Origin of the sequence: Vibrio sp. M60_M70 (assembly GCF_037162085.1) — a bacterium.
GTDB classification, from domain to species: Bacteria; Pseudomonadota; Gammaproteobacteria; order Enterobacterales; family Vibrionaceae; genus Vibrio; species Vibrio diabolicus.
In genome coordinates this window covers 906,730-930,412 of record NZ_JARLUL010000002.1, presented here as the reverse complement: position 1 = coordinate 930,412, position 23,683 = coordinate 906,730, and the positions used below count along the sequence as shown (strand labels likewise).

Below are 23,683 nucleotides of genomic sequence, written 5' to 3'. Positions count from 1 at the left end.
CTCTTACTATCACACACCTATAGATATAATACAGTTGCATAAAATTACCGTTTATCTACTCTTAAACAAGCACCTCTTTGAAATCCAATCCAGTCAAATTTAGTTCTTTGACTCTATCGTACAATCCACCTTTTTTGTCCGTGCAAAACGTTCTGAGTCCCGCACCTTTTACTCTGAATAAGCCAGCTTCATTAATGGCTTCTCTATTCAAAACGAGTTTCTTAAACGGCCTAGTACGACTCGGTTTCCCATTACGAAGGTTATACTTGGTAGCAGAGCTATCAATAGCATCGATTTGAGTAATAATATTTAATGCTCGCCAAGGCTGTCCTTTTAGACTCAATGGCAAGAATTCGACATTCTCGCTTAACGCACCAAGCTTATCAGCAATGGCAGCTGGCACAGCGAAAGTAACCGCTCCCCAAGCAGCAACATCAGGCCTAGGTAATGTGTTTTCACCTTCAACATCTAACCATTCAATATCAATACTTCTCCAACTGTCTTTAACAGATTCTCCATACAGCTGGATAGGTTCGTTTGTGGTTACTTGAAGGGACATTTCCAATGCAGATTCTTGCAAGATTGCAAAATCATGCGCATTGGGTGTGACAATAAACACTTTGTTAAATGCTGTCATAACCATCCTTAAACAGGTTGAATAGCTTCTTTTAATGGGAACTCTCCACCCTCAAGATTTTCGCCTACTTAGCTAAATATATCAATTATGCTTGGTATGTTAATGTCACTGCATTATCAGGTATGACAAAATAGGTTTAAAGATCAAAATTAAAAACTCGATACTCAGCTAAGAAAGGGGATTTTTCTCTATGAATCAAACATAAGGTCCAACATAAAAAATCACTCTTAGATTCAACAAGATAAAAATTGATACAAGTTCGTACGTTAATTTTTGGTATTATTGTTTTTCGATGAAATCTCTCAGTTATTTAAATATTTAATCAAAACGATAGAATTAATTTCTGGTAAGTTTAGTTCAGACTTTTATGTATTTAATTGAAAACATGAGGAAATAAGTAAAAGCTGACAAAACTTACTTTTGTACTGCTAATCACCGGCTTAGATGATTCGTGTAGAAGCTCATTTGTCGGCTCAACTTAGACTTAGCTTTATCACTTGTGAACAGGAAATGCCCTTCTTCTCGGTATTTCTCTACCTTTCTTATCCATCTTGTTGTTTACCCACTCACTTAAAATGCACTAACACACATAACGAGTTGACGTTACGATTTGTTACGAGTCAAATCACAAACCTAAAGGCAGGCTGAATAGACGTACAAAAGACAAAAACATTGAAATAAAAAGAGTTTCTAATATAGAAAAAATAAAACATTGTTTTTATAAATTCGCCATCTCACAAATATCCTTAAACACAGTTTTATTAATTACGCATATCAGATATTATTTATGCCGAAGTTTATCGAAACAATCGATTAACTTCATAATTTATTTGAGTTTCAAACAGTTAGTTTTTAACTTGAAAACTTATCGTTAACCCAATATTAAGTACCTAAGCGTACAATAAGAAACATTGGGAATAGAATTATATTGATGTGCATGTTGTTTTAACGAATGCATGAAGCAATCGGTAAATTTGTAACACCATAGAGTTTTATTTAGCCAAGATGAAAAAGTTAATTTTATTATTTATATGGACATTTCTGTCTGCCTCTCCTTTTGCCTTTGCAAAACAAGCAGATAACGAAGTCAAAAGTCACATACCACAGAATCAAATTGAACAAGTGTTCAAACAAGCAAAGTTAGATGGCGTAGTAGACTTTAAATTGTTTCGTGACGCTTATATCGCGTACCAAAAAACACCAGATAGAAAGAAATCAGTACTAACCATCATCGACTATAGTAAACCATCGACTGAAAAACGCTTTTATGTGGTTGATTTAGATAAAAAGAAGCTTATCTACAATACTTATGTTTCTCACGGTGTGAACAGTGGAAAGAAAACAGCGACGCAGTTTTCAAATGTGGTGAACTCGCGTAAAACATCACTGGGTACGTTTTTGACTGACACCACCTACTACGGCTCAAATGGCTATTCACTTCGACTAGATGGTCTAAGCTCAGGGTTGAACGATAAAGCTCGCGAGCGTTATATCGTTGTGCACGGTGCCGACTATGCTAACCCTTCTTTTATCAAGAAGAATGGTTACCTTGGGCGCAGTTGGGGTTGCCCTGCACTGCCAAAGAAGTTGTCTCGTGAGATCATTGACACCATAAAAGGCGGCAGTGTTATTTATGCAAGCGCATAACACGGGTGCAACTCATGTGGGGAAGAATGCTCTATTTCTTCCCCAACAAATAATCGGATTGACTCAAGCTTCCTTGTCTCATGACTCTCTTTACCTGTTTCTCCAGTTTTCGCTTGCTTCAACGCTAAAATTATTTAGGTATTAGCTTATACCCAAATAACATCAGAAAACTCTGTTCATCCCTCTTCCATCTCGTTAGTATACGCTGAGTTGGTCAGACACCGATTTTCATTGTTATCATAGTGTCACTGAGATTCCGTAGTCATAGTGATAGTCTATGACGTTATATGTTTAGGGTTACTTCTTGCGTTATCTACACCGTATATTATTGATGCTTTCATTGTCCCTATTTTCAGGGTTCATCGCTGCCTCATATGCGCATACGTATCACCACGCTAAACATTACACCTCTGAACGCTTGCTTAAACTCGCGCAACAAGACGACTTTGAACTAGCACACAGCGAATTCCATACATTTGCCTCTCCAAGTTCTTGGGGCTCAGAAGGTTATTATCTGCACATAAAGCGCGAGTTGTTAGCGCTGGTTTCCTGCCGCCGAACATCCGCCACTGATGGTGTTTTATCATCTGATTTTACTCCTGATTACTTTTTACTTGTTGCTTTCGCTTCCCCACCACTATTGGAATTGGCAAAACAAGCATCTCGCTTACCTCTTGATGGTTACGGCGGGCTGATGAGTAAACGCTCTCTCTATCGACTTTCAGGAAGAAAAGAAGCTAATTTAATGTACGTCTTTACTCATGGTCGCAACGCCTTCCCTGTTGTTTAACTTTTTATGACATACAGAGAACACGGAAATGTAACGATGAGAACCAATACGCTCATTGTTACTAGAACCAATTTGAGGTCCATATAATGACAAAATTCGCTACGACTATCGCACTAGCATTACTATTTGCAACGGGCTCAGCCTTCGCTAACACAGAAGCAAAGCCAGAAGAAATGAGCAATGAGACTCTGCTAGAGTGTGCCAATGTTTCTAATGCACGTATTGCGGTTCCTGAACACAGAGCGATGTTCAGACACTACCTAATGTCTGAAAGAAACTATAGTTTCAGCCAGTTATCTTCTGCTGAGCTTGAATTTAAAGCAGCAGATAAGAATGAATCCGAAGTAGAAACTATCTACAAGTCTCAGTGTAAAGAGGTTGGCGAGTACCTATATAGCATTGGCTATTAAACTCGAAACCCTAACGACACTCAAAAAGAAAGGCGCACACATTGCGCCTTTCTTTTTACTGATAAAAACCAGCCGATTAGATGTCTAATCTGTATACAAGCTTAAAAGTGCAAATCAAAGTAAACTTACTGAGAAAACTCTGACACATCCTTGGATTTACAGAACGCTCGACGTGCTTTAACAAACAAGAAACTAAGCACCCCAATCACAAGAGTAATTATTGGGGCCGCCATTAATAGCATTGTGATCGCTTTGCTCATATTCTCTGGTAGCAAAGGAAGCAATAAACCAAAACCGCATAATATCAGCGTCCATAAAATCGCACTCAACCACGCAAAGTAATGGAATTTACTAATACGTTTCACTCGCAACCCCATCATTAATGGCAATAGGGAACGAACAACCGGAATAAACCGCGCACAAAAAAGCGCGATCAATCCATGTTTACTGAGCAATACGTCGACCTGTTCCAAACGCTTTTGAGGAACCGCGCTCACCCAGCCTTGGACCTTAGGTAAGCGATTTAGCCACTTGCCTTGTAAGTAAGCCGCCCAACTTCCCAATCCCGCACTAACAGCTATCACCAACATGATCATTATTGGATCAAGGACACCAACCGCCGCCAGCGTACCGGATAATACGACGACACTGTCGCATGGGAATGGCGCAGCAGGAATAAAACCACTTTCCAAAAAGATAAGCGCAGCAACAACAAAATAAACCAATCCTGCACCGCCTGGCGCCATTAACGCCGTGAAATCTTGATGCCAAAAGGCACTCAAGACCTGAATTATCGAATCAAACATAAACCGCTCCTAAGCATAACTAACCAAAAATTGTAAAAACATGGAATGTGTTAGCGAGCATGTATAAAGCGGTATATGAGATTCGATTCTTTCCTCGCACCGATTCTGTATTTAGAATGAGTAAAAATACTTTCAACACAACGACCTAAAGCCTCATTGCCGATGCGTTTTAGCAGCCCCATCGAGTGAATTGCCGAACGATGTATCCACCATACTACAGCAAGCGTTTCAAACCATTCGAGTTCTACATCGTCGTTCGAGCTCGTTTCCTTAGAATGGCTAACCCTCAATATATTCCGGCTGTTTAAACTCGGATAGTCTTGTTGTATTGGAGAGACAGGGTGTTCTGAAAAGTGCTTCGACTTAGCGTCAACAGCAATATTCTGGTTATGAAAGGAAAGAAAATTTGGGTATGAGTGCGCCAGACTCATGCTCGGAGCCAACAAGCAGAAAAGTAGTCCGAGTAAAGCAATCAGAGTCGTACGCACAAAGGTAACCAAAACCAAAATAGTAAGTTCTTTTAACTCTGTGCGTAACGATTGGCAATTAGTATTCTTAATCGTTAAGAATACTAATTATTTTTCACCGTAAGGGTAGTTTTCAAACATTTTCGCAATTTCTTCTTCAATCAGAGACTCTCTTTTCTCAGAGCTCATAGACTCAGATAGTTTCCTGCTTGAAACACCTTTCCACACAACCTGATTAGCCTTTGCATCAACAAGTTCTACCACCAGTTTGCCATACTTACGTTCTTTGTATCGTTCCGGGCTTGAAGTGATCACGCCAAAGCTATTCCAACCATAACCGAAACTCACCGAAGACCCAGAAGAGACAAGCTCGGACTCTTCGACGATATCATGATGAACGTAAAGGTCCCCACCACTATTCACTTTAATTAAGCCCTTGTCTTCAAGCTGTTCAGCCAATCCTTGTTCAATACGTCGACCATCAATACTCGTAGGGGCTTCTGCTTGGGCACCGAAATCAAACGTTCTGTAAGCTGAAAAATCGGCTTGCTTATCGACATCCGTCGTTACGGTTGTACAAGCAGATACGAGCATCATCACCGCCCCTAATATCAAACCTTTCCACATGTTAAATCTCCTTTGGTTAAGCTGACTGTTTCAGCGGAATTACGCTAGTGCTATACATACGCTTCAGCAGTAAAAAGTAATCATTTCAATATCTAGTCTTGACCATGAAACCTGACTGTTCAATAAACGCGATTAACCTTTACACTGACAATCTTGAATATCATCAATGCCTAAACGCTAGTAGACAGTGTGTTTGCCCCTAATTAGCAGCCATCGATTTTAGAAGCGGAATCGCTGCCCCTCCTGAAAAACAGAGACAATGGACACTTTAACACCAAGACGCTACTTTTTTAGGCACCTGACAAACAATTGATGAGAAAAGACTTTTCTTTTTCGTTCAGTGTGGCATATTAACTGCGTCCTATCGATGCGCGGGCATCGTATAATGGCTATTACCTCAGCCTTCCAAGCTGATGATGCGGGTTCGATTCCCGCTGCCCGCTCCAATCTCTTTTATCTCAATCTACTCAAAAGAATCCGATGGCGGAGCAAATAGACAGCGCCAACGTTGTTTCCACGTTAAATTTGGTCGTGTTACGTCATAAAACATATCTTTCCATTCTGCAAACGTCACACGAATGGGATTAAAGCTGTTTACAGGTTTAGAAATTCCATACCTAACGGTTTCCACTTCTGGTTCAAACGTTCCAAACATCCGATCCCAGATAATCAACACTCCCGCGTAATTTTTGTCGATGTACTGACGGTTTATACCATGATGAACACGATGATGAGATGGCGTATTAAATACCCACTCTAGCGGTCCAAGCGAGCGAATTGATTGAGTATGAACAAAAAACTGTAAGCCCAGATTAAACAGCACAACGAAGACGACCCACTTGGGATCAAAGCCAATAATCACCAAAGGCAACCAGAAAATCCACATTCCCGCTAACGGATACATCAAGCTTTGACGAAACGCGGTGCTGAAATTCATTCTCTCCGAGCTGTGATGGACCACGTGCGCAGCCCACATCCAACGAATACGGTGGCTAGCTCGATGAAACCAGTAATAGAAAAAGTCTTGCAGAACGACAAGTAGCAAAAACGCTGAAACGCTCATTTCGATATCAAACAATCGCCAATCAAACCACCACAAATATAACTGAGCAATCAGTAAACCCGTGAGTATGTCTGTCGCTTGGTGTAAGCCCGCAAGTACAAAATTACATACAACTTCCGGAATATAATACGTCGCGCTTTCAGGCAAACGTCCCCTTCGTTGTCCAAACCAGTACTCTGCAACCATACATAAAAAGAAAACTGGCGCCAAAATCATCAGAAGTAATTCAGGGCGTTCCATCAACTGTGTCCAATCCATTGTGTTTCTACCATTTTGCATAGTGATCTTCAGTAAGACCTATGACTTCTTCTAACTGATGTTTGATGCCATTCCCATCAACGATGTAGCCAGAGAAATAGCCGATATATTGACGAAAATTGCTTTTGAGAAACCAAAAGTTCTTCTTTTCTGAACGCAGATTTAAAGGCGTGAATACTAGGTCAATCCGTTTATCTTCCGACGTGATATGCCATCTTTGTCCTTCATCATTTCGTGAAAATTGAAACTGAACAGGCTGTAAAAAATGCCGTTCACCATTAATCCAGAATACATTTTCACAGTAGCCCGTTTCATTGACACCCGCAGCTAAGTTCAGCCCCAACCGTCTGCCGCTTTCAAAGCAATTAATACTCGCCCACCGCCAGCTTGTCTCCCGTCGCATGTACCCAGCGGAAAAGTCGTAACCAGCAGCCACTTCTGAGAGATCTTGTTCCTTTCCTAATATGAATAAATTGCCATCTACCGTTAACGCATTGTGCTTCTGCGTATAAGTCCAACCCGCATAACCGGTTGGTGTACATAACATTAATGGCAAACTCATACTTTCTGGACGTAAGTAGAGATCAGCATTGACAGATTTCGTCACAAAGTGGACGTGCCAAATACCATTCTGAATAGAAAACTGAATACTTTTGTCAGCAAGATGGGCATGACTAGACCAACTGGAAGGCTGAGTTTGATAATCAATATTAAAAGGCTTTAACCACTGCTGCTCCACTAACTCATTATTTTGAATATCAAACAGATAGCAAAAACCAGATGCTAAATACCTAATATCCGCAATCGCAACCCCAATCACGTAGTTAGGTGTGACCAAATTAACGAACTGAAACTGCTTATAGTCACAGTAACGGCGCCACTTAGACGCTGGCTTATCCATCTCGTCAAGGTAGGTAAACTTGTCTAACTGTAAAGATGTGGGAATCCCATCAAGATGGCCAAACACTGGTAGACCGTTTTGCTGAATAAACGAGTCCAGAGTCTTAAGCTCATGCATATTTTTATCTTTTTCGAGTCAACACGCTCAAATGTTAACACCGAGTTAACAAAAACAGTTTGCGTGACAGCACAACAATATCGACTAATTTGGCTTCTGCTCGCTATATGTGAAACCGATCACTCAACCATCCAATCATGTCACTCACTTAATCTTCCTCATCAATACGACCAGAAGTTGGAAATTGAGCGTTCTCATCCGCAGGAAAGACCATTATAGCCATTGAGAATTGGTCAAAATCACTATTTAATGGGAATAAATTCATATAAACTGATTGCTTATTCATATCAAGGAAGAGATCTATGTCACACATACACGATACTATTGTTGCGTTGCAACACAGTAGCCCGGCTCAAAAAGAGTTTTACCAAGCCGTAGAAGAAGTATTAACTTCTCTCGCTCCAGTCATAGAAAGCAATAATAAATATAAAGAACAAGCGATTATCCAAAGAATCGTAGAACCAGAACGTCAAATCATGTTTCGAGTTCCTTGGGTCGATGACGCAGGGAATGTGCAAGTAAACAAAGGCTACCGCGTCGAGTTTAACTCCGCGTTAGGTCCATACAAAGGCGGACTGAGGTTCCATCATTCAGTGAACGCGAGCATCATAAAGTTCCTCGGCTTTGAACAGATTTTTAAAAACGCGCTTACTGGCCTTCCAATTGGTGGCGGAAAAGGCGGTTCAAATTTCGATCCTAAAGGAAAATCTGACGGTGAAATCATGCGATTTTGCCAATCATTTATGAACGAGTTATACCGCCACATTGGTCCTGTTACCGATGTTCCTGCTGGCGATATCGGCGTCGGTGCGCGTGAAATTGGTTATATGTTTGGTCAATATAAGCGATTGACGGGCCGCTACGAAGGGGTACTTACAGGCAAGAGCCTTCTTTGGGGGGCTCACTTGTTAGGAAAGAAGCAACGGGATATGGAACCGTATATTTTGCGGAATGCATGCTCAATGACCGTAATGATTCACTCAAAGGCAAAACTTGCCTCGTTTCTGGCGCAGGTAACGTCGCTATCTATGCAATTGAAAAGCTATACCACATGGGAGCAACCCCAGTAACATGCAGCGATTCTAGAGGCACGATCTATCATGAGCACGGTATTGACCTGCAGCTCCTCAAGCAACTTAAAGAAGTGAAAAGAGCAAGTTTAGAAGAGTATTTAGACACTTACCCTGAAGCAGAGTATACGCCGTTGGGTGACAATCCTAATGAAGGGCATGCTGTATGGCGATATCAAGCTGACGCCGCATTCCCTTGCGCGACCCAAAATGAACTAACGTCAAACGATGCTCTTGCTCTTATCGATAATGGGTGTGTTTTGATTAGTGAAGGCGCAAACATGCCAACCACTCGTGATGCGGCCAATATCATCGTGGATTCCGAAATGGCTTATGGGCCAGCGAAAGCAGCCAATGCAGGCGGCGTTGCAACCAGTCAGCTTGAAATGGCACAAAATGCCAGCATGCAAAACTGGACCTTTGAGCAAGTCGATATCCAGTTACAGACCATCATGAAAAACATCTTTATTAATGCAAACGAAACCAGTCGAGAGTTTGGTCAACCTGGTAATTTAGTTTTAGGTGCAAACATTGCCGGCTTTAGAAGAGTCGCTGATGCGATGATCGAGCAAGGCATCGTTTAGTTCACAATAGCCAGCAGCCTGACTGCTGGCTTAACACTATTCGGCGATACACTGCGCTTTGACAAAGAGCTTCATTTAATCTGCAATAAGCGTCGTCACTTCAGTTTTAACCGAATTGGCGATAAAACAATTCTCATGAGCCATGTGGTGCATTTTTTCTAATTGAGATCGTGTCGGTTGATTATCACCAGCAAATGTTATCTTAGGGTTTAGTGTTACCTTAGACACCCATTCTTTTCCATTTTCACCTTTTTTCAGCTCCCCTACTGCTTCATCTAGGTAGCGATCCACAACGTAACGTCGTTTCGCCGCAATAGAAAGAAAAACAAGCATGTGACAACTGGAAAGTGCCGCAACAAATGCTTCTTCCGGATCAACGTTTTCTTCTACAGATAATGGCAACGGCACTACGTGTGGAGATGGTGACGCAGGGACTTGCAACCCGCCATCAAACTTCCAAATGTGCGCCCGACTATACTGGTTATCACTGAATACTTCGTCAGCTTCGCGATGCCATTCGATTAAAGCGGAATGCTTACTCATTCTAACTCCCTGATTTTCTCATTGACGAATCAACACATCCATTCACGTCATAGTAAACCATAACGAAACGAGGTAAGGAACGCATGAACTCAGAGAGGTTACAAAATTTGTTGAGGATCGACGTTTTTTTTCTGTATGTCATCCAGAAGTCGATTAGCCTGATGGATGTTAACTTGTAATCGGTTGATTAGCATCTGTAACCGCTCAATTTCAGGAGTTTGCTTCGCTTTGAGCGTGTTTTCTAGCGCCTCCGTTTGTCCAGCTAAAATCGGCAAACCAAGGTTCAATGCCATACCTTTTGTTTTATGCAATGTGTCTTCTAGAGACGCGAAATCTTCAGCCATAAAATAATCAATAAGTTCATCAACCGATGATTCAAAATCGACAATAATACTTTTTAGTAGCTCATCTATCGCTTCCGGCGCTTCTTGCAAAGAAATGAGCATCTCTGAACTGGATAACTCTTCTTCTGTCAGCCGTAACTTCTCTATTGGCTTGCGCTGCAACTGGAGAACGTTGTTGTCATTCGTTAATGGTAAATTCTCTTTTGGTTCGAGCCTCGCAGCAAACTGTTTAAGAGCGTCCGAAAAGCTCTCTTGCTGTAGCGGTTTTGTAAGCACATGATCCGCTCCGGCTTCAATAAAGCTATCATGCGCCTCACGAAAGACATCTGCCGTATACGCAAAGAGTAATGTTTTGATACCTAACTCTTGTCGAATCACACGCGTCGCTTCAACACCATTCATCTCAGGCATGTGATTGTCCATTAGAATCAGGTCATATTCGTTATCTCTCGCCTTTTTAACCGCCACCAATCCGTTTTCAGCAACATCCACTTCATGTCCCAACTTTTCGCAAAACCCTTTCGCCACAATGGCGTTCACTCGGTTATCTTCAGCAAGCAATATCTGCAAATTGTGTGTTTTCTTGCGCGTTTTTGGTGGCTCTTGTGCCTTTGGAAGTTCGCATTCAACCCAAGGAATGGGCAGTTCGACGATGAATTGACTTCCGACGCCCTCCACACTTTTCAATGTAATCTTGCCATCCATCAAGCCAGTTAATTTTTTAACTATTGCCAAACCAAGCCCTGTGCCTCCAAATTTTCGGGTAGTTGAAGAATCGGCTTGCTCAAACGAGTTGAAAACATGTTCTTGCTTGTCTAGCGCGATACCAATACCAGTATCACTCACAATCATCACCAAGCAATGATTTACCTTATCAAGTTCTGTTCTGATTAACACATGCCCTTCACTGGTAAACTTCACCGCGTTGCCAGCAAGATTAAACAAGATCTGTCGTAAACGTGCGCAGTCTCCGGTAAATTCAACGTATTCAGGCACTTCATTTTCCACGATCAATTCGATATTTTTTTCATCGATGAGCGGTTTTATTGCGCTACACACAGGAGAAATGACTTGATCTAAATTGAACTTAGCCTGCTCAAATTCCAGTTTGTTTTCTTCAACTTTAGAGAAATCCAAAATATCGTTGAGAATCGTCATCAAGTGTTGGCCAGAATCAAGAATGACTTTCACGTACTCTTTAGTCGTCGGCTCTTTAGTTTCCTCTGCAATCATTTGAGAAAGGCCCAATACACCATTCATCGGCGTTCTTAATTCGTGACTCATTGCGGCGAGAAAACTTGATTTGGCTTTTGCTGCTCGCTCGGCTTTATTTCGCGCCTCCTCGATTTCGAGGTTTAATTGTTTCAAGTTGTACATTCGATATTGCGACTGATACAAGAATGCACTGACTAACAACATCACGGCAATAAAAACAAACAACCAAGTAAAACGCGCTTCACTTTGGGCAATATTGAGCAGCCGATGCTCCGCATCCTCGATAAAAACAAAGTATCCATGATCAAGCAGTTCATTCGTGAGTAGTTTTATCCTTTTATCGCTCGCTTGAAGCCGATCTAAGAAATTGGCTTCACTTTCACTCTCAACTACGTTTTGTGTCAAAAGCAGTTGGTTGAGAAACTCAAAATAGTGATGCCCACTCAACGTCTTTCGGGTATCGGTAGAAATATCTTGCTGATATAAGTTGAATAGCATCAATAACGCGTATTGATTCTCCACCTGAACGCCAATCAACATATCGAGCTTCAGCGTTGTATCAAGCACACGGTTTTTGAATAGATTGAGCGTATCCTCAACTTTTTTATGATTGGGCGTAACAGGGAACCAAACTGACTCCCTTGATGAATTTAGCAAGTTCTCAGCTGCGACTTCTATATCCACTAAAGATGTCGTCAGTTCATAATTCTTCCTATCTTCAACCGCATATCGATTCACGATAACATCGCGCTCTTCAATCAACTTGTGCCCAATATCCGTCAACTCCGCGTGGAATTCTTGTGCACTTTTTGAATTCACATGTGACATGTACGCCAATACACAACACGTCAGCATGGCAATAAAAAAGCAGATATTAACGAGTTTGAATTTACTCATTTTCCAACACCTCTAAAATCACGGGTCTGGGTGCTGTCAAAGACTGTAAGAACGCTTCAATATCAGCGACACTTTCATCGCTCATCGTAATTCCGAGCTGCGTTTTCGCCATAATCTGTATCGCCTCAGATAACTGGTCAACTCGTCCGTTATGAAAATAAGGGCTTGTTAGGGCGACATTACGTAAACTGGCGACTCTAAAATAGAATTGTTCTTCACTTTCCGTCGTAATCAGGTGCCGTCCCGAATCCTCTACTACTGGCTTATCTTTGAAATAGGCGAACCTTTGTATCATCGCTCCGCCAATATTTTTGCCCTGATGACACTGTACGCAACCTGAAGACTGAAATGTTTTCCACCCCTAATTTGCTGCTCACTGAGGACATGGGTGTAACCCAGTAAGTAGGCATCGAATGGTGCACCTGGAGTTTGGAGCCCTTCGACAAACTCCACAATGGCGGACTTAATATTGTTAATATTAATCGGTAGCTCACCATCACGACTAAATAGCGCTTGATAACGTTCGCTTCCTTTCACGTACTGCTCTATTGTTTGCCAGTTTGAGTCCATTTCTATTGGATTGTGGATTGGCCCATCAATCTGAGCCATCAAGGTGTTTTCGGTACCATCCCATAAAAAACGATAATTTAACGCTGCATTAAACACTGTGATGGAATTTCGAGTTCCATCACCTTTCACCCCTGTAGAGACGGGGGTATTTTCAGCGCCATTGGTTTGCAAGTTGTGGCACGTCGCACAACTGACTCTACCGTTTGAAGATAGCTGAGGATCACGAAAGAGATGCCAGCCAATTCTCGCCAGCTTAATATCTACGACAGGGTCACCTTCTATCGGCTGAACTAACGAAATATCACCTAGCACCTTAGCATTTCTTGCGATTGTTGCTTGGCTCAAAATGAGTGCCACAACAACTAATGTGATTATGCTGAATTGCCTCATCAACTGCATACCTTACACTTGCCATTAGTATGAAGTTAGTTGCATTTTTAGGTTTTTTCCATTAATGGAAAACGGTTACCAGAACTGCACGCGGAGGGACTTTTATTTAAAGCTCAGATAAGGAGCAAATGACGAAGGCGAGTAACGAAGAATTGACTCGCTTCGTGGAGTTATGTGTGCATATTGAATTCTAGATTTAGCTTATAGAAGCCAACAACCTTTGAACCCAAGTAATCTCACCATAAGAGATGAGATCGAAGATAGTAAAGAAAATGGCACAGATAATGGCCAGTTTGACCAAGCGTTGAACAATAAACATCATAATTACCCATCATTTTTTCGCGGTTTACTATTACAAAAGAAGTTTAGATACAGAAGAAAAGCACTAGTTACACTAATAGACTGTTTTATAAAAAGATTTACACCTTTACTAGCTGAACGATTAAACCGTAATTTGAATGCGCGGTACGTTATTGAGCATTTTAATTGCAAACACGAAAATCTAGTAATTAGAGCAAACGTTTCACTTACCATATCAGCTCAGCAAATCCTTCATTTTATCTCTATAATTTGAATCTATATCAACAATTTCTGTTAGAACATGTCGTACACTTTCAGTGAATTAACATCTATAACTATTTTTTAATGAAAACACTTCGCTTGTTTAACTTGAATCTTCGCTATAAAACCGCCCTATACTTTTCATTAGGACTGCTGGGCATGGTCATCAGCTTCCTTTTTATTAGCCGTTATTTTTTCCTGTATAGCTTAGATGAGCTCGAAGACATGGAAATTAACCATGCGAATCAGCAAGCACTCGCTGTCATCGACATGATGGTGAGCCAGCAAGAAAGCGCCTCATACGACTGGGCGTACTGGGACGAAACGTACGATCTGTTTGTTGATCGTGATATTGCGAAATATACCGAGCGAAACCTTTACACAGAGAGCATTGATGCGTTAAACCTCGATATGATGGCGTTTATCACGACTAATGGGCAAACCCTGCTCTCCTTAACTCGTGAGGATAACCCCGACACTTCTTCAGAACTCACCGCTAAAATGGCGAATCAACCTACTCTTCAAGATTACATCAAGTCCATGAATCACAAGCTTGATATCCATAGAGAGAGCATCTCAGGGTTGTTTAAAATCAACGATACTATTTGGGGTCTTAGCCTCAGCCCAGTTAGAAATAGTGAAGGCGACCGCCCTTCTAACGGATGGATGCTTTGGGGAAGAAACCTATCTTTGCGCTTTCCTGGAGACTTTAAATCCATTTTAACTGCGGAAAACTCATTAGAGACGCAGATGGTAAGTGGATCAGACAGTAGTGAGATGCGGGATATAGAGAAGACCTCGCGGTCAATAACAAAATGGGCCTCACTCTCTGATTTATCTGGTGAACCAATCGCATGGCTAAAAACGAAAACACAGCGAGAGCATTATGCGAAAGGTAATACGCTATTCATGTACCTGTTTGCAACGGTTGGCGTTGTGGCATCAATCATCGCTGCGGGTACCTACATCACGTTTAAAAATAAGGTCGCCACTCGCTTTAATCATTTTGCTGAAGGAATAAGCGAAATCGCCTCTCAATACCAGCTTGAAGGCTTGCATTCTGTAAAAGTAGACGAATTAGAGTTAGCGACAAAACTGGTACAAAAGCTCTCTGAAAATACATCGTTAACCCAACTGCAATTGAAAGACTCGATGGAAAAGTTTGGTGCTCTGTACCATAGCTCCTCACTAGGCATGCTAATTGTTATCGATCGTAAAATAGTCGATGTCAACCAACGAGCGTTAGATCTGTTGAGCTACAGCAAATCGCAATTGATAGATCGTCCTCTAGACACCTTGTGCCCATCGGAGGACGATGAATGTCGAGTTGACGCAATGTTCAGAGAGCTGAAAAACGGTAAAACACAATTCGAAGCGCAGGTGCTCGATAGCAATACAGAAGAAATCGACTGTTTGATAGAAGCCACGCTCATTCAACATCATGGTCAAAGTGCGCTGATGTTGTTGCTTCAGGATATGAGAGAGACAAAACAGCAAGCAGAAATGATCCAAAAACTCACCGACTTTGATCCGGTATCCGGTTTCTGTAATCGTCCTGTCATTCTCAATGCACTGCACGAGCTCGTAGAGACACGGCCAAACCATTTTTCGTTTGTGTACATTAACAGTAAGACTCTCAAGCAAATTGCAGGGGTATACGGTCACCTCATTTTTGATGAAGTGATTCAATACATCGCATCCGCAATACGCGAGCAATTAGGGGCATTCCAAATAGGCCGAATTAGTGAGCATGAATTTATCGTTTTGATTCCAGATATCGAGCACCACCAAAAAGCGATAGATGCTACCAATCGATTACTGAATCATTTGTCACATAAGGTCCAGCTCTCTGGGATCATGATGTCATTAGACAGTAAAGCGGTGATGATGGACCTAAACATTACTCACCAATCTGTCGAGCATTTGCTGCTTGCAGCACGTTTCTCATCACAATCCGCTAAGGGTCGTCACTCTCACGAAGTATTAGTCATTGATGAAGAACTATCAGAGCAAGCGGAAACGTCTATGGTGATCAATCGCGATTTAGAAAATGCCATTAGACAAGATGCGATTAAACCTTTTTTCCAGCCTATCGTGGATGCTAAAACCACTGAAGTCATTAGCTTTGAGGCACTTGCTCGTTGGCAACATCCAACATTAGGGATGATTTCACCAGAAGTATTTATTCCGATGGCAGAACAAGGAAAACTTATCGTCGAATTGGGAGAGTCCATTCTCAAACAATCGTGCGAATTTATCAGTCGGCTCAATGGAGTTCGTCATGCGCAAGGTCTGTCGATGTTAAGCGTGCATGTGAACTTAAGCGCGCAGCACTTTTATCATTCAGGACTGATGCCCTACCTAAAAAAAGTGATGGCTCAATACAACCTCTCTGCGGGCCAGCTTGTGCTTGAAATTACAGAAAGTATGTTGATGGGCGGAGAAATAGAATCAATCCAAAGCATTCAAGACATCAAGCGACTTGGTGTTGGACTCGCTTTGGATGATTTTGGTACTGGATACGCATCATTCAGTAGCGTATGTAATTTTCCATTGGATATTGTGAAGCTGGATAAATCTTATATCGACGAGATTGAAACCAATGACAGAGCGAAAACACTGGTAAGAAACATTGCCAACATGTCTCAAGAATTAGGGTTAACGATTGTCGCCGAAGGTGTTGAAACCGCGAGCCAAGTACGCAAGCTTAAAGTTTGGAATATTGATGAGTTGCAAGGGTTTTACTTCCACAAACCGATGCCTGCCGAGCAAGCACTTGTTCAATTTTCTCGCCACGTAAACAGTTAGTCTCTCTCCTCTAAAACACATTAGGAAGGCAAAGTGCTTCCCGTCACTTTGCCTTTTTGTTGAGCCTCTTCACACCAGACGCCCCACGGTTAGTGGCTACCGATATTCATATCAAGGCCCGTAGCCTCAGATGTGCCAAGATAAATGCTGATATGACTAATTCGAGTGATCAATTACTTATTTGCACTAGTATTACTGCGTATATACTTGAATTAGGTTTTCAAAAAGTCCCTGTGACCGCACAAGGAGGACTGCATGAAACGACTATGGATATGGGTCTTACCTTTACTTTTGTTTGCTAGTCAAGCACTGGCCAGTACTGTCTGGATTGTTCCCGTCAAAGGCGCTATAGGTCCTGCTACCAGCGACTATTTGTCTCGTGAGATAGAAGAAGCACAACTCCACGGTGTCAGTTTAGTGATCTTAGAGATGGACACTCCTGGCGGCTTAGACAGCGCAATGAGAGATATTATTCACGCGATTACCACCTCCTCCACTCCAGTTGCGACTTGGGTTGGCCCGTCAGGCTCAAGAGCGGCTAGCGCAGGGACATACATTTTACTCGCAAGCCACGTTGCCGCAATGGCTGAAGCCACCAACCTTGGCGCGGCAACACCCGTCGCGTTAGGTGGTGCCCCTCAGCCCCTTCATCGGATGATGGCAAAGATCAAAAAGCGGAAGAAACGTCAGAAGGAACCAACGAAGGTTCAGAGAAAGTTCCCGCGAAAACCGCAATGGAGAAAAAGGTGATTAATGATGCTAGAGCCTATATTAAAGGCTTAGCAAAGCTTCATGGCCGAAATGCAGAGTGGGCAGAGAAAGCAGTAAGTGAAGCAGCGAGTTTGGACGCCACAGAGGCATTAGAATTAAACGTTATTGATTATATAGCCAACTCACCAGAGGATTTAGTCAAAGCCATTGATGGACAAACTGTTAAAGTTAACAATCGTAATGTGACATTGTCACTGGAAAATCCCGTATGGATTGAAAGAACACCCGATTGGCGAGCAGAAATGCTAGCCGTTATCACAAACCCAAACGTCGCCTACATCCTGATGCTCATTGGCATCTACGGTTTGCTTCTTGAGTTTTACAACCCGGGCATTGGCTTACCCGGCGTGTTGGGGGGTATTTGTTTGCTCCTCGCCATGTACGCATTACAAATGATGCCTGTGAACTACGCTGGGCTTGGTCTGCTGTTACTCGGAATTGCACTGATGATCGCGGAAGCATTCAGCCCGAGCTTTGGCATTTTGGGCTTAGGTGGCGTTGTAGCCTTTGTGCTCGGTTCCATCTTCCTCATGGACAGTGAGTTGCCAGGATTTCAGATCGCCCTTCCTTTAATTTTCGGTATTTCCATCTTTTCTGTCGCGCTGATCGTGTTGACGGTCGGCCTGCTGCTCAAAATACGCCGACGACGTGTGACAACAGGTTTAGAAACTTACCCTGGGAAAATCGCTGTCGTGAGCGATGACTTTATCGATGGCGAAGGGCGCGTTCAACTTGACGGTGCGCTATGGCGAGCCAAAACCAAAGACCATCAACAACTCAAACAAGGTGATCATGTCACCATTGTGAATGTGAAAGGGCTGACCTTAACCGTGATGCCTGATGACCGCCAAAATAAATAGGAGGCGCTTTATGATGCTCTATACTGTTGCGGTGATCGTGGTGCTGTTGTTCGCACTTGCGACCCAAATGTTTAAGGTTTTGAGAGAGTATGAACGTGGGGTTGTATTCTTTCTTGGTCGCTTTCAAGAAGTAAAAGGCCCTGGCTTAATCATTCTTATCCCATTTATCCAACAAATGGTACGGGTGGATTTACGTACTGTCGTTTTGGATGTGCCGACACAAGACTTGATAACCAAAGATAACGTGTCTGTGCGCGTCAATGCGGTTGTTTATTTTCGCGTAGTCGATCCTCAAATGGCAATTAACAACATTGAAAGTTACAGCGATGCCACCAGCCAGTTAGCGCAAACCACGCTGCGATCAGTATTAGGTCAACATGAACTGGATGAATTACTATCAGAGCGCGAGCGTCTCAATAAGGATTTACAATCCATCCTCGATCAACAGACTGATGACTGGGGCATCAAGATTGCCACGGTTGAAGTCAAACATGTTGATTTAAATGACAGCATGGTCAGAGCGCTAGCGCGTCAGGCTGAGGCAGAACGTAACCGTCGTGCGAAAATAATTCACGCTACCGGTGAGTTAGAAGCTTCTAATAAATTAAAAGAGGCAGCTCAAATGCTCAACGAAGCGCCGAATGCGCTGCAATTGCGTTACATGCAGACACTCACGGAAATCACGACAGACAAAACATCGACTATTATCTTCCCTATGCCGATCAACCTTGTCGAAGCCGTCAGTGATATCGCCGAAGCGGTAAAAAAGAATAAAGAGACACAAGATAAATAAAAACCATATTCAAGGAAGTAACAACCTTACACGTTACTTCCTTGCTTTAACTTGCTTGTTTTCGAAGAGTATTTAGTTTCTCTTTTAGTGTTTGGAGCACTCCCGCTTCATTACCGACAAACCTGTGTTAAAACAAGCTCTCCACGCTGTTTCGACATCATCGTCGTATTCAAAATCACACTCTTGAACCGTTTCGATAAGGCTTTCAAACCAAACATCAATATCCTGTGGTTCAATGCCAATATCGGAACTCGCATGCTTCTTACCATATTTCTCCACCATCTTGTGCGCCTCGTTAGAGGTATCGGCCATCATAAAAAACACGATAGATCCTCTAAGCATTCGCACCTGTTGGTGCATGTCGACACCATCAAACTTTTGTCTGAAGCTTGTACTTTTTGACCATAAATTCTTGTAAAACAAGTCGAAAAAGCCTTGGTTCGCGATACAACGTTCATAACTATCGTTGAAAACTTGAATCACGTTCATGTTGCTCTCCATTACTCTCTTAATATGAGTGTAATTTAATAATCATCAAAAGCATCTAAATGATGATGCCTAACCCTATGAAGCACACCAATTTTCAATAAAAAGTAAAAAGTGATTCAAATAAACGCCCTCTTATCAATGAAAAAATATCCCGTATTATGAATCCATATTCGAGGTACGCATGGTTGTCGATGCTAAGCGCATCCTCATTTGTCACAAAAATAAAAAGGATACAAACGTGTCTCATCAAATCATTACTGATCTAAACAGCCGCTACACTGCTAAAAAATACGACGAAACCAAACGCGTTTCTCAAGAAGATATGGCAATCATCAAAGAAGCACTCCGTCTTTCAGCGTCTTCAATTAATTCGCAACCGTGGAAATTCATCGTGATTGAAAGTGATGAGGCCAAGCAACGCTTCCACGATACATTTGCAAATATGCACCAATTTAACCAGCCACACGCGAAAGCCGCGTCACATACGATTCTGTTTGCGTACGATCCAAACTTCACCAAAGAGAAGTTCGCGAAACGTGTGGATGCCGAAGTAACGTCTGGCCACCTACCGGCGGAAATGTACAACAACTTTATGGGCGCCTACGCTTTTGCCGATGCAAATACGGACGAAAATGGCTTTAACGGGAACTGGACAAAAGCACAAGTCTATTTAGCGCTAGGCAATCTACTACACACCTTGGCTCGTCTGGGTATTGACTCAACGCCGATGGAAGGGATAGATCCAACACTGATTGGAGAAGTATTCAAAGAAGAATTAGAAGGCCATGTCTGTGAAGTTGCACTGGCGATTGGCTACCACAAAGACGGGGAAGATTATAATCATGGTCTACCAAAAGCTCGCCTTGCGATGGATGATGTAATTACGACGCTATAGTCGACCGTTTCCTTAGCTTAACTATTTAACTCATTGTTTAAACCCAAAAGAGCCGCACTAATGTGCGGCTCTTTTTTAGCTTGGCTTCAACTCTACTCTAACTTTATGCCACTTGCTCGGACTTAAAGTTACCAAGCAATGCATCGTAAAGCTCGTGGTCGCTTAACACACCAACTAACTGGTTGTCCTCCACCATAAGCAGAGGCTGATTGCTGCGCTGCTTAAGCTCAATCGCTTCTCGCATACTGATTTCCGGGCTAACCTGAACCAGAGAGTTTTCGTTTACCTCATCAAGGTTCGAAGAATCGCTCTTCCATTGAACCAACGACTTATCTGTATCCGCTAAGCTTAAGCCTTTGCTCTCTTGGGTCACCCAAATATCTTTGTCAGGGCAAATCAGAACACGCTCATCTTCACGAACTAAGTCGTCACGCATCAAAGAGCGTCCCTTAAGTACGTTCAATGGATTAGTGTGGGCTACAAAGTCAGCCACATAATCGTTTTCTGGAGCAAGAATGATCTGCTCGGGCTTGCCGTGTTGAATCAGTTTTCCTGATTCCATAATGGCGATGTTATTACCGATTTTTAGCGCTTCATCCAAGTCGTGGCTCACAAAAAGAATGGTTTTGTTTAGCTTTTCTTGAAGCAGAATCAATTCATCTTGAAGCTGAGCACGAATCAATGGGTCAAGCGCTGAAAACGGCTCATCCATTAACAAGATATCTGTGTCCATCGCGAACGCTCGCGCTAGGCCAACACGCTGCTGCATACCACCAGAGAGCTCGTGCGGGAATTTCGTTTCCCACTCAGACAAACCGACCATTTCGAGCTGTTCACGCGCTTTTTTACGGCGCTCTGCTTTGCCAATGCCTTGCATTTCTAGACCAAACGCAACGTTATCTAATACCGTTAACCATGGCATCAATGCAAACTTCTGAAACACCATGGATACGCGGTGAGTACGAAGGTGGCGCAACTTCTGTTCGTCACAGTTAGAGAGCTCAACCATGTCGTCGCCGTCTTTAATTTTCAGAGAGCCACGAGAAATTTCGTTCAACCCGTTAACTGTTCGCAGCAAACTTGATTTACCCGAGCCTGAAAGCCCCATCAAAACACAGATCTCACCCTGTTTCACGTTTAGCGAAACATTATCAACCCCAACCACTTGGCCAGTTTCGTCGATGATTTCTTGTCGAGACTTGCCTTGGTCTAGTAGTGCTAACGCTTGTGACTGCTGCTGACCAAAAACCACATCAAGATTTTGAATAGTAATAGCGTCCATGATTAAGCCTCCTTCTGGTTTGGTGCTTTACACAAGCGGTCAAGAATGATGGCGACCAGTACAATCGCTAAACCCGCTTCAAAACCTTGCGAGATGTTTACGGTATTGAGTGCACGTACGACTGGCTTACCAAGTCCATCAGCACCAACAAGTGCCGCAATGACCACCATAGAGAGAGACAACATAATACATTGCGTAACACCGGCCATAATACTTGGTAATGCCGCAGGTAATTCCACCTTAAACAGCAACTTCATGCGGCTTGCACCAAATGCTTTGCCCGCTTCCAGTAGCTCCTCCGGCACTTTAATAATACCGAGGTAAGTCAATCGAATTGGCGCAGCGATAGCGAAAATGATGGTCGAGATTAGGCCAGGGACAATACCTAAGCCAAACAGAACCAAGGTTGGAATTAGGTAAACGAATGTCGGTACGGTCTGCATCAAATCGAGGATTGGTCGCAACAAGGTGTATAACCAAGGACGGTGTGCCGCCATAATGCCCAACGGCACGCCAATTAATACGGAAATCGTTGTCGCTGCAAACACAAGGACAAAGGTTTCCAGCATTTCTTGCCAGTAACCAAGGTTGAGAATTGCGAGCAAGGCCAACACGATGAATACAACAAGCGGAATGCTGCGGTGTAAGAACCAAGCAATTGCCGCCGTCATAATGATTGGCGCTGCAGGTGGCATCCATTTAAAAATGTCCACCACGAAAAGAATGATCGTTTCAAGTGTAATAGAGATTGCATCGAAGAAACCCGATGCATTGATGGTTAACCAATCGACGCCAGTTTCCATCCATTGGCCCAACGGTAGTTTGTTGTCCGTAATAAAATTCAAAATAAAACCTTTGTGTTAATGAAGCGGGCATGACTGCCCACTTTCTTTTTCAAAAAAACTCGCTTAAAAACCGCTTAATTAAGCGTTAGTTTTTAAATAGTTTGTAATTGCTGTTACTGCGTCTTGACCATCCACCGTCTTAACGCCTTCTAGCCACTCTTCAATTTGTTCTTGGTTTGCGTTCAACCATGCTTGCGCTGCTTTCGACGGTTTCTGCTTCTGGTTGAGAATCGCTTCCATCAATTCGTTTTCCATTTCTAGGTTGAATTCTAGGTTTTTCACTAGCTGACCTACATTTGGACACTCAGCAAGGTAGTTTTTACGTACGTTTGTGTACACATTCGCGCCGCCGTAGTTAGGGCCGAAGAAGTCGTCACCACCCGCTAGGTATTCCATTTCAACGTTGCTGTTCATTGGGTGCGGGGCCCAACCTAGGTACACAATCCATTGGTTGCGGCGCGCAGCACGTGATACTTGAGACACCATGCCAGCTTCACTGGATTCAACTAGGCTGAAGTCTTTTAGGCCGAATGCGTTGCTATCAATCATTGACTGAATTAAGCGGTTACCATCGTTACCTGGTTCAATGCCGTAAATGCGGTCTTTAAATTTGTCGGCATGTTTTACTAGATCAGCGAAGTTGGTCACGCCTGCGTCATAAACGTATTTTGGAACCGCGAGTGTGTATTTTGCGCCGACGAGGTTCGCTCGTACGGTTTCAACGGTACCTGCATCACGGTATTTCGCGATGTCACCTTCCATTGTTGGCATCCAGTTACCTAGGAAAATGTCGATATCGCCATTGGCCATAGAAGAGTAAGTAACAGGTACCGATAGTAAATCGGTCTTCGTTTTGTACCCCAACCCTTTTAGCAGCTCAGATGTCACGGCGGTGGTCGCCGTAATGTCGGTCCAACCTACATCTGCAAAACGTACCGTTTCACATTGGTTGGCATAAGCGCCTGTTGCTAAAGTACTTAGTGCGATTGTTGAGAAGATTTTTGTCATCTTAGACATATTGAATTCCTTGTAATGATTACTGA

Annotated in this window: 17 protein-coding genes, 1 tRNA gene and 3 pseudogenes; 9 read left to right on the top strand and 12 right to left on the bottom strand. The window is 42.7% G+C overall.

The annotated features are described in order from the left end of the window. Positions 1 to 61: 61 nt before the first annotated feature. Positions 62 to 637: an imm11 family protein gene (locus P4S59_RS19855; protein ID WP_074190569.1), complete on the bottom strand. Its 576-nt coding sequence runs from the start codon at positions 635 to 637 to the stop codon at positions 62 to 64. 1,005 nt (positions 638 to 1,642) lie between these two features. Here P4S59_RS19855 and P4S59_RS19850 point away from each other — a divergent pair. The 3 genes from P4S59_RS19850 to P4S59_RS19840 all read left to right on the top strand — a co-directional run bounded on the left by P4S59_RS19850 (position 1,643) and on the right by P4S59_RS19840 (position 3,484). After that, positions 1,643 to 2,284 (top strand): murein L,D-transpeptidase catalytic domain family protein, encoded by a 642-nt coding sequence (locus P4S59_RS19850; RefSeq protein WP_006741014.1) that lies wholly within the window; start codon positions 1,643 to 1,645, stop codon positions 2,282 to 2,284. A gap of 331 nt (positions 2,285 to 2,615) precedes the next feature. Continuing rightward, entirely contained in the window at positions 2,616 to 3,074 is a 459-nt protein-coding gene (locus P4S59_RS19845; protein WP_164665869.1) for a hypothetical protein, read from the top strand. Positions 3,075 to 3,160: 86 nt separating this feature from the next. Then, complete coding sequence (locus tag P4S59_RS19840) at positions 3,161 to 3,484, top strand: hypothetical protein (RefSeq protein WP_046875977.1); 324 nt, start codon at positions 3,161 to 3,163, stop codon at positions 3,482 to 3,484. 125 nt (positions 3,485 to 3,609) lie between these two features. Here P4S59_RS19840 and P4S59_RS19835 read toward each other — a convergent pair whose 3' ends face one another. Continuing rightward, positions 3,610 to 4,290: a DedA family protein gene (locus tag P4S59_RS19835; protein WP_164665540.1), complete on the bottom strand. Its 681-nt coding sequence runs from the start codon at positions 4,288 to 4,290 to the stop codon at positions 3,610 to 3,612. A 575-nt stretch (positions 4,291 to 4,865) separates the two neighbouring features. Further along, positions 4,866 to 5,384: a DUF4136 domain-containing protein gene (locus P4S59_RS19830; RefSeq protein ID WP_005397138.1), complete on the bottom strand. Its 519-nt coding sequence runs from the start codon at positions 5,382 to 5,384 to the stop codon at positions 4,866 to 4,868. Positions 5,385 to 5,755: 371 nt separating this feature from the next. Here P4S59_RS19830 and P4S59_RS19825 point away from each other — a divergent pair. Beyond that, positions 5,756 to 5,830 (top strand) — tRNA-Gly (locus P4S59_RS19825). 17 nt (positions 5,831 to 5,847) lie between these two features. Here P4S59_RS19825 and P4S59_RS19820 read toward each other — a convergent pair. Both P4S59_RS19820 and P4S59_RS19815 read right to left on the bottom strand, forming a co-directional pair. Continuing rightward, positions 5,848 to 6,705, bottom strand: a complete 858-nt coding sequence (locus P4S59_RS19820; RefSeq protein WP_005397136.1) for a sterol desaturase family protein — start codon at positions 6,703 to 6,705, stop codon at positions 5,848 to 5,850. A 7-nt stretch (positions 6,706 to 6,712) separates the two neighbouring features. Next, the gene (locus tag P4S59_RS19815) at positions 6,713 to 7,723 is read right to left on the bottom strand and encodes a DUF2804 domain-containing protein (protein WP_104973594.1); all 1,011 of its coding nucleotides are present in this window, start codon (positions 7,721 to 7,723) and stop codon (positions 6,713 to 6,715) included. Between the two features lie 302 nt (positions 7,724 to 8,025). Between P4S59_RS19815 and gdhA the strand changes: the two are divergent. Then, positions 8,026 to 9,377 (top strand): annotated as a pseudogene (gdhA, locus tag P4S59_RS19810) (NADP-specific glutamate dehydrogenase). Between the two features lie 75 nt (positions 9,378 to 9,452). Here gdhA and P4S59_RS19805 read toward each other — a convergent pair. The 3 genes and pseudogenes from P4S59_RS19805 to P4S59_RS19795 form a co-directional block, all read right to left on the bottom strand. After that, the gene (locus tag P4S59_RS19805) at positions 9,453 to 9,920 is read right to left on the bottom strand and encodes an OsmC family protein (protein ID WP_005392541.1); all 468 of its coding nucleotides are present in this window, start codon (positions 9,918 to 9,920) and stop codon (positions 9,453 to 9,455) included. A 98-nt stretch (positions 9,921 to 10,018) separates the two neighbouring features. Beyond that, positions 10,019 to 12,376, bottom strand: a complete 2,358-nt coding sequence (locus P4S59_RS19800) for an ATP-binding protein (protein ID WP_337168921.1) — start codon at positions 12,374 to 12,376, stop codon at positions 10,019 to 10,021. Next, positions 12,369 to 13,336: pseudogene (locus tag P4S59_RS19795) on the bottom strand (cytochrome-c peroxidase). The gene P4S59_RS19800 and the pseudogene P4S59_RS19795 overlap by 8 nt, the downstream one beginning before the upstream one ends. 645 nt (positions 13,337 to 13,981) lie before the next feature. Here P4S59_RS19795 and P4S59_RS19790 point away from each other — a divergent pair. The 3 genes and pseudogenes from P4S59_RS19790 (at position 13,982) to P4S59_RS19780 (ending at position 19,129) form a co-directional block, all read left to right on the top strand. Continuing rightward, entirely contained in the window at positions 13,982 to 16,705 is a 2,724-nt protein-coding gene (locus P4S59_RS19790) for an EAL domain-containing protein (RefSeq protein ID WP_101911934.1), read from the top strand. Between the two features lie 255 nt (positions 16,706 to 16,960). Then, positions 16,961 to 18,336: pseudogene (locus tag P4S59_RS19785) on the top strand (NfeD family protein). A gap of 10 nt (positions 18,337 to 18,346) precedes the next feature. Beyond that, positions 18,347 to 19,129 (top strand): slipin family protein, encoded by a 783-nt coding sequence (locus P4S59_RS19780; protein ID WP_005373196.1) that lies wholly within the window; start codon positions 18,347 to 18,349, stop codon positions 19,127 to 19,129. 84 nt (positions 19,130 to 19,213) lie between these two features. On the opposite strand, the gene P4S59_RS19775 is transcribed toward P4S59_RS19780, so the two are convergent. Beyond that, a complete protein-coding gene (locus P4S59_RS19775) occupies positions 19,214 to 19,618 on the bottom strand; it encodes a globin (RefSeq protein ID WP_005392547.1) in 405 nt (134 codons plus the stop codon). 238 nt (positions 19,619 to 19,856) lie between these two features. On the opposite strand from P4S59_RS19775, the gene P4S59_RS19770 reads away from it, so the two are divergent. Next, the gene (locus P4S59_RS19770) at positions 19,857 to 20,513 is read left to right on the top strand and encodes an NAD(P)H-dependent oxidoreductase (RefSeq protein WP_237285001.1); all 657 of its coding nucleotides are present in this window, start codon (positions 19,857 to 19,859) and stop codon (positions 20,511 to 20,513) included. Between the two features lie 103 nt (positions 20,514 to 20,616). Here the strand turns inward: P4S59_RS19770 and choV are convergent, their stop codons facing one another. The 3 genes from choV to P4S59_RS19755 all read right to left on the bottom strand — a co-directional run bounded on the left by choV (position 20,617) and on the right by P4S59_RS19755 (position 23,657). Then, positions 20,617 to 21,795 (bottom strand): choline ABC transporter ATP-binding protein, encoded by a 1,179-nt coding sequence (choV, locus tag P4S59_RS19765; RefSeq protein ID WP_104970601.1) that lies wholly within the window; start codon positions 21,793 to 21,795, stop codon positions 20,617 to 20,619. Between the two features lie 2 nt (positions 21,796 to 21,797). Beyond that, complete coding sequence (choW, locus tag P4S59_RS19760) at positions 21,798 to 22,640, bottom strand: choline ABC transporter permease subunit (RefSeq protein ID WP_005392552.1); 843 nt, start codon at positions 22,638 to 22,640, stop codon at positions 21,798 to 21,800. A 78-nt stretch (positions 22,641 to 22,718) separates the two neighbouring features. Continuing rightward, the gene (locus tag P4S59_RS19755) at positions 22,719 to 23,657 is read right to left on the bottom strand and encodes a choline ABC transporter substrate-binding protein (RefSeq protein ID WP_337168920.1); all 939 of its coding nucleotides are present in this window, start codon (positions 23,655 to 23,657) and stop codon (positions 22,719 to 22,721) included. Positions 23,658 to 23,683 lie beyond the last annotated feature (26 nt).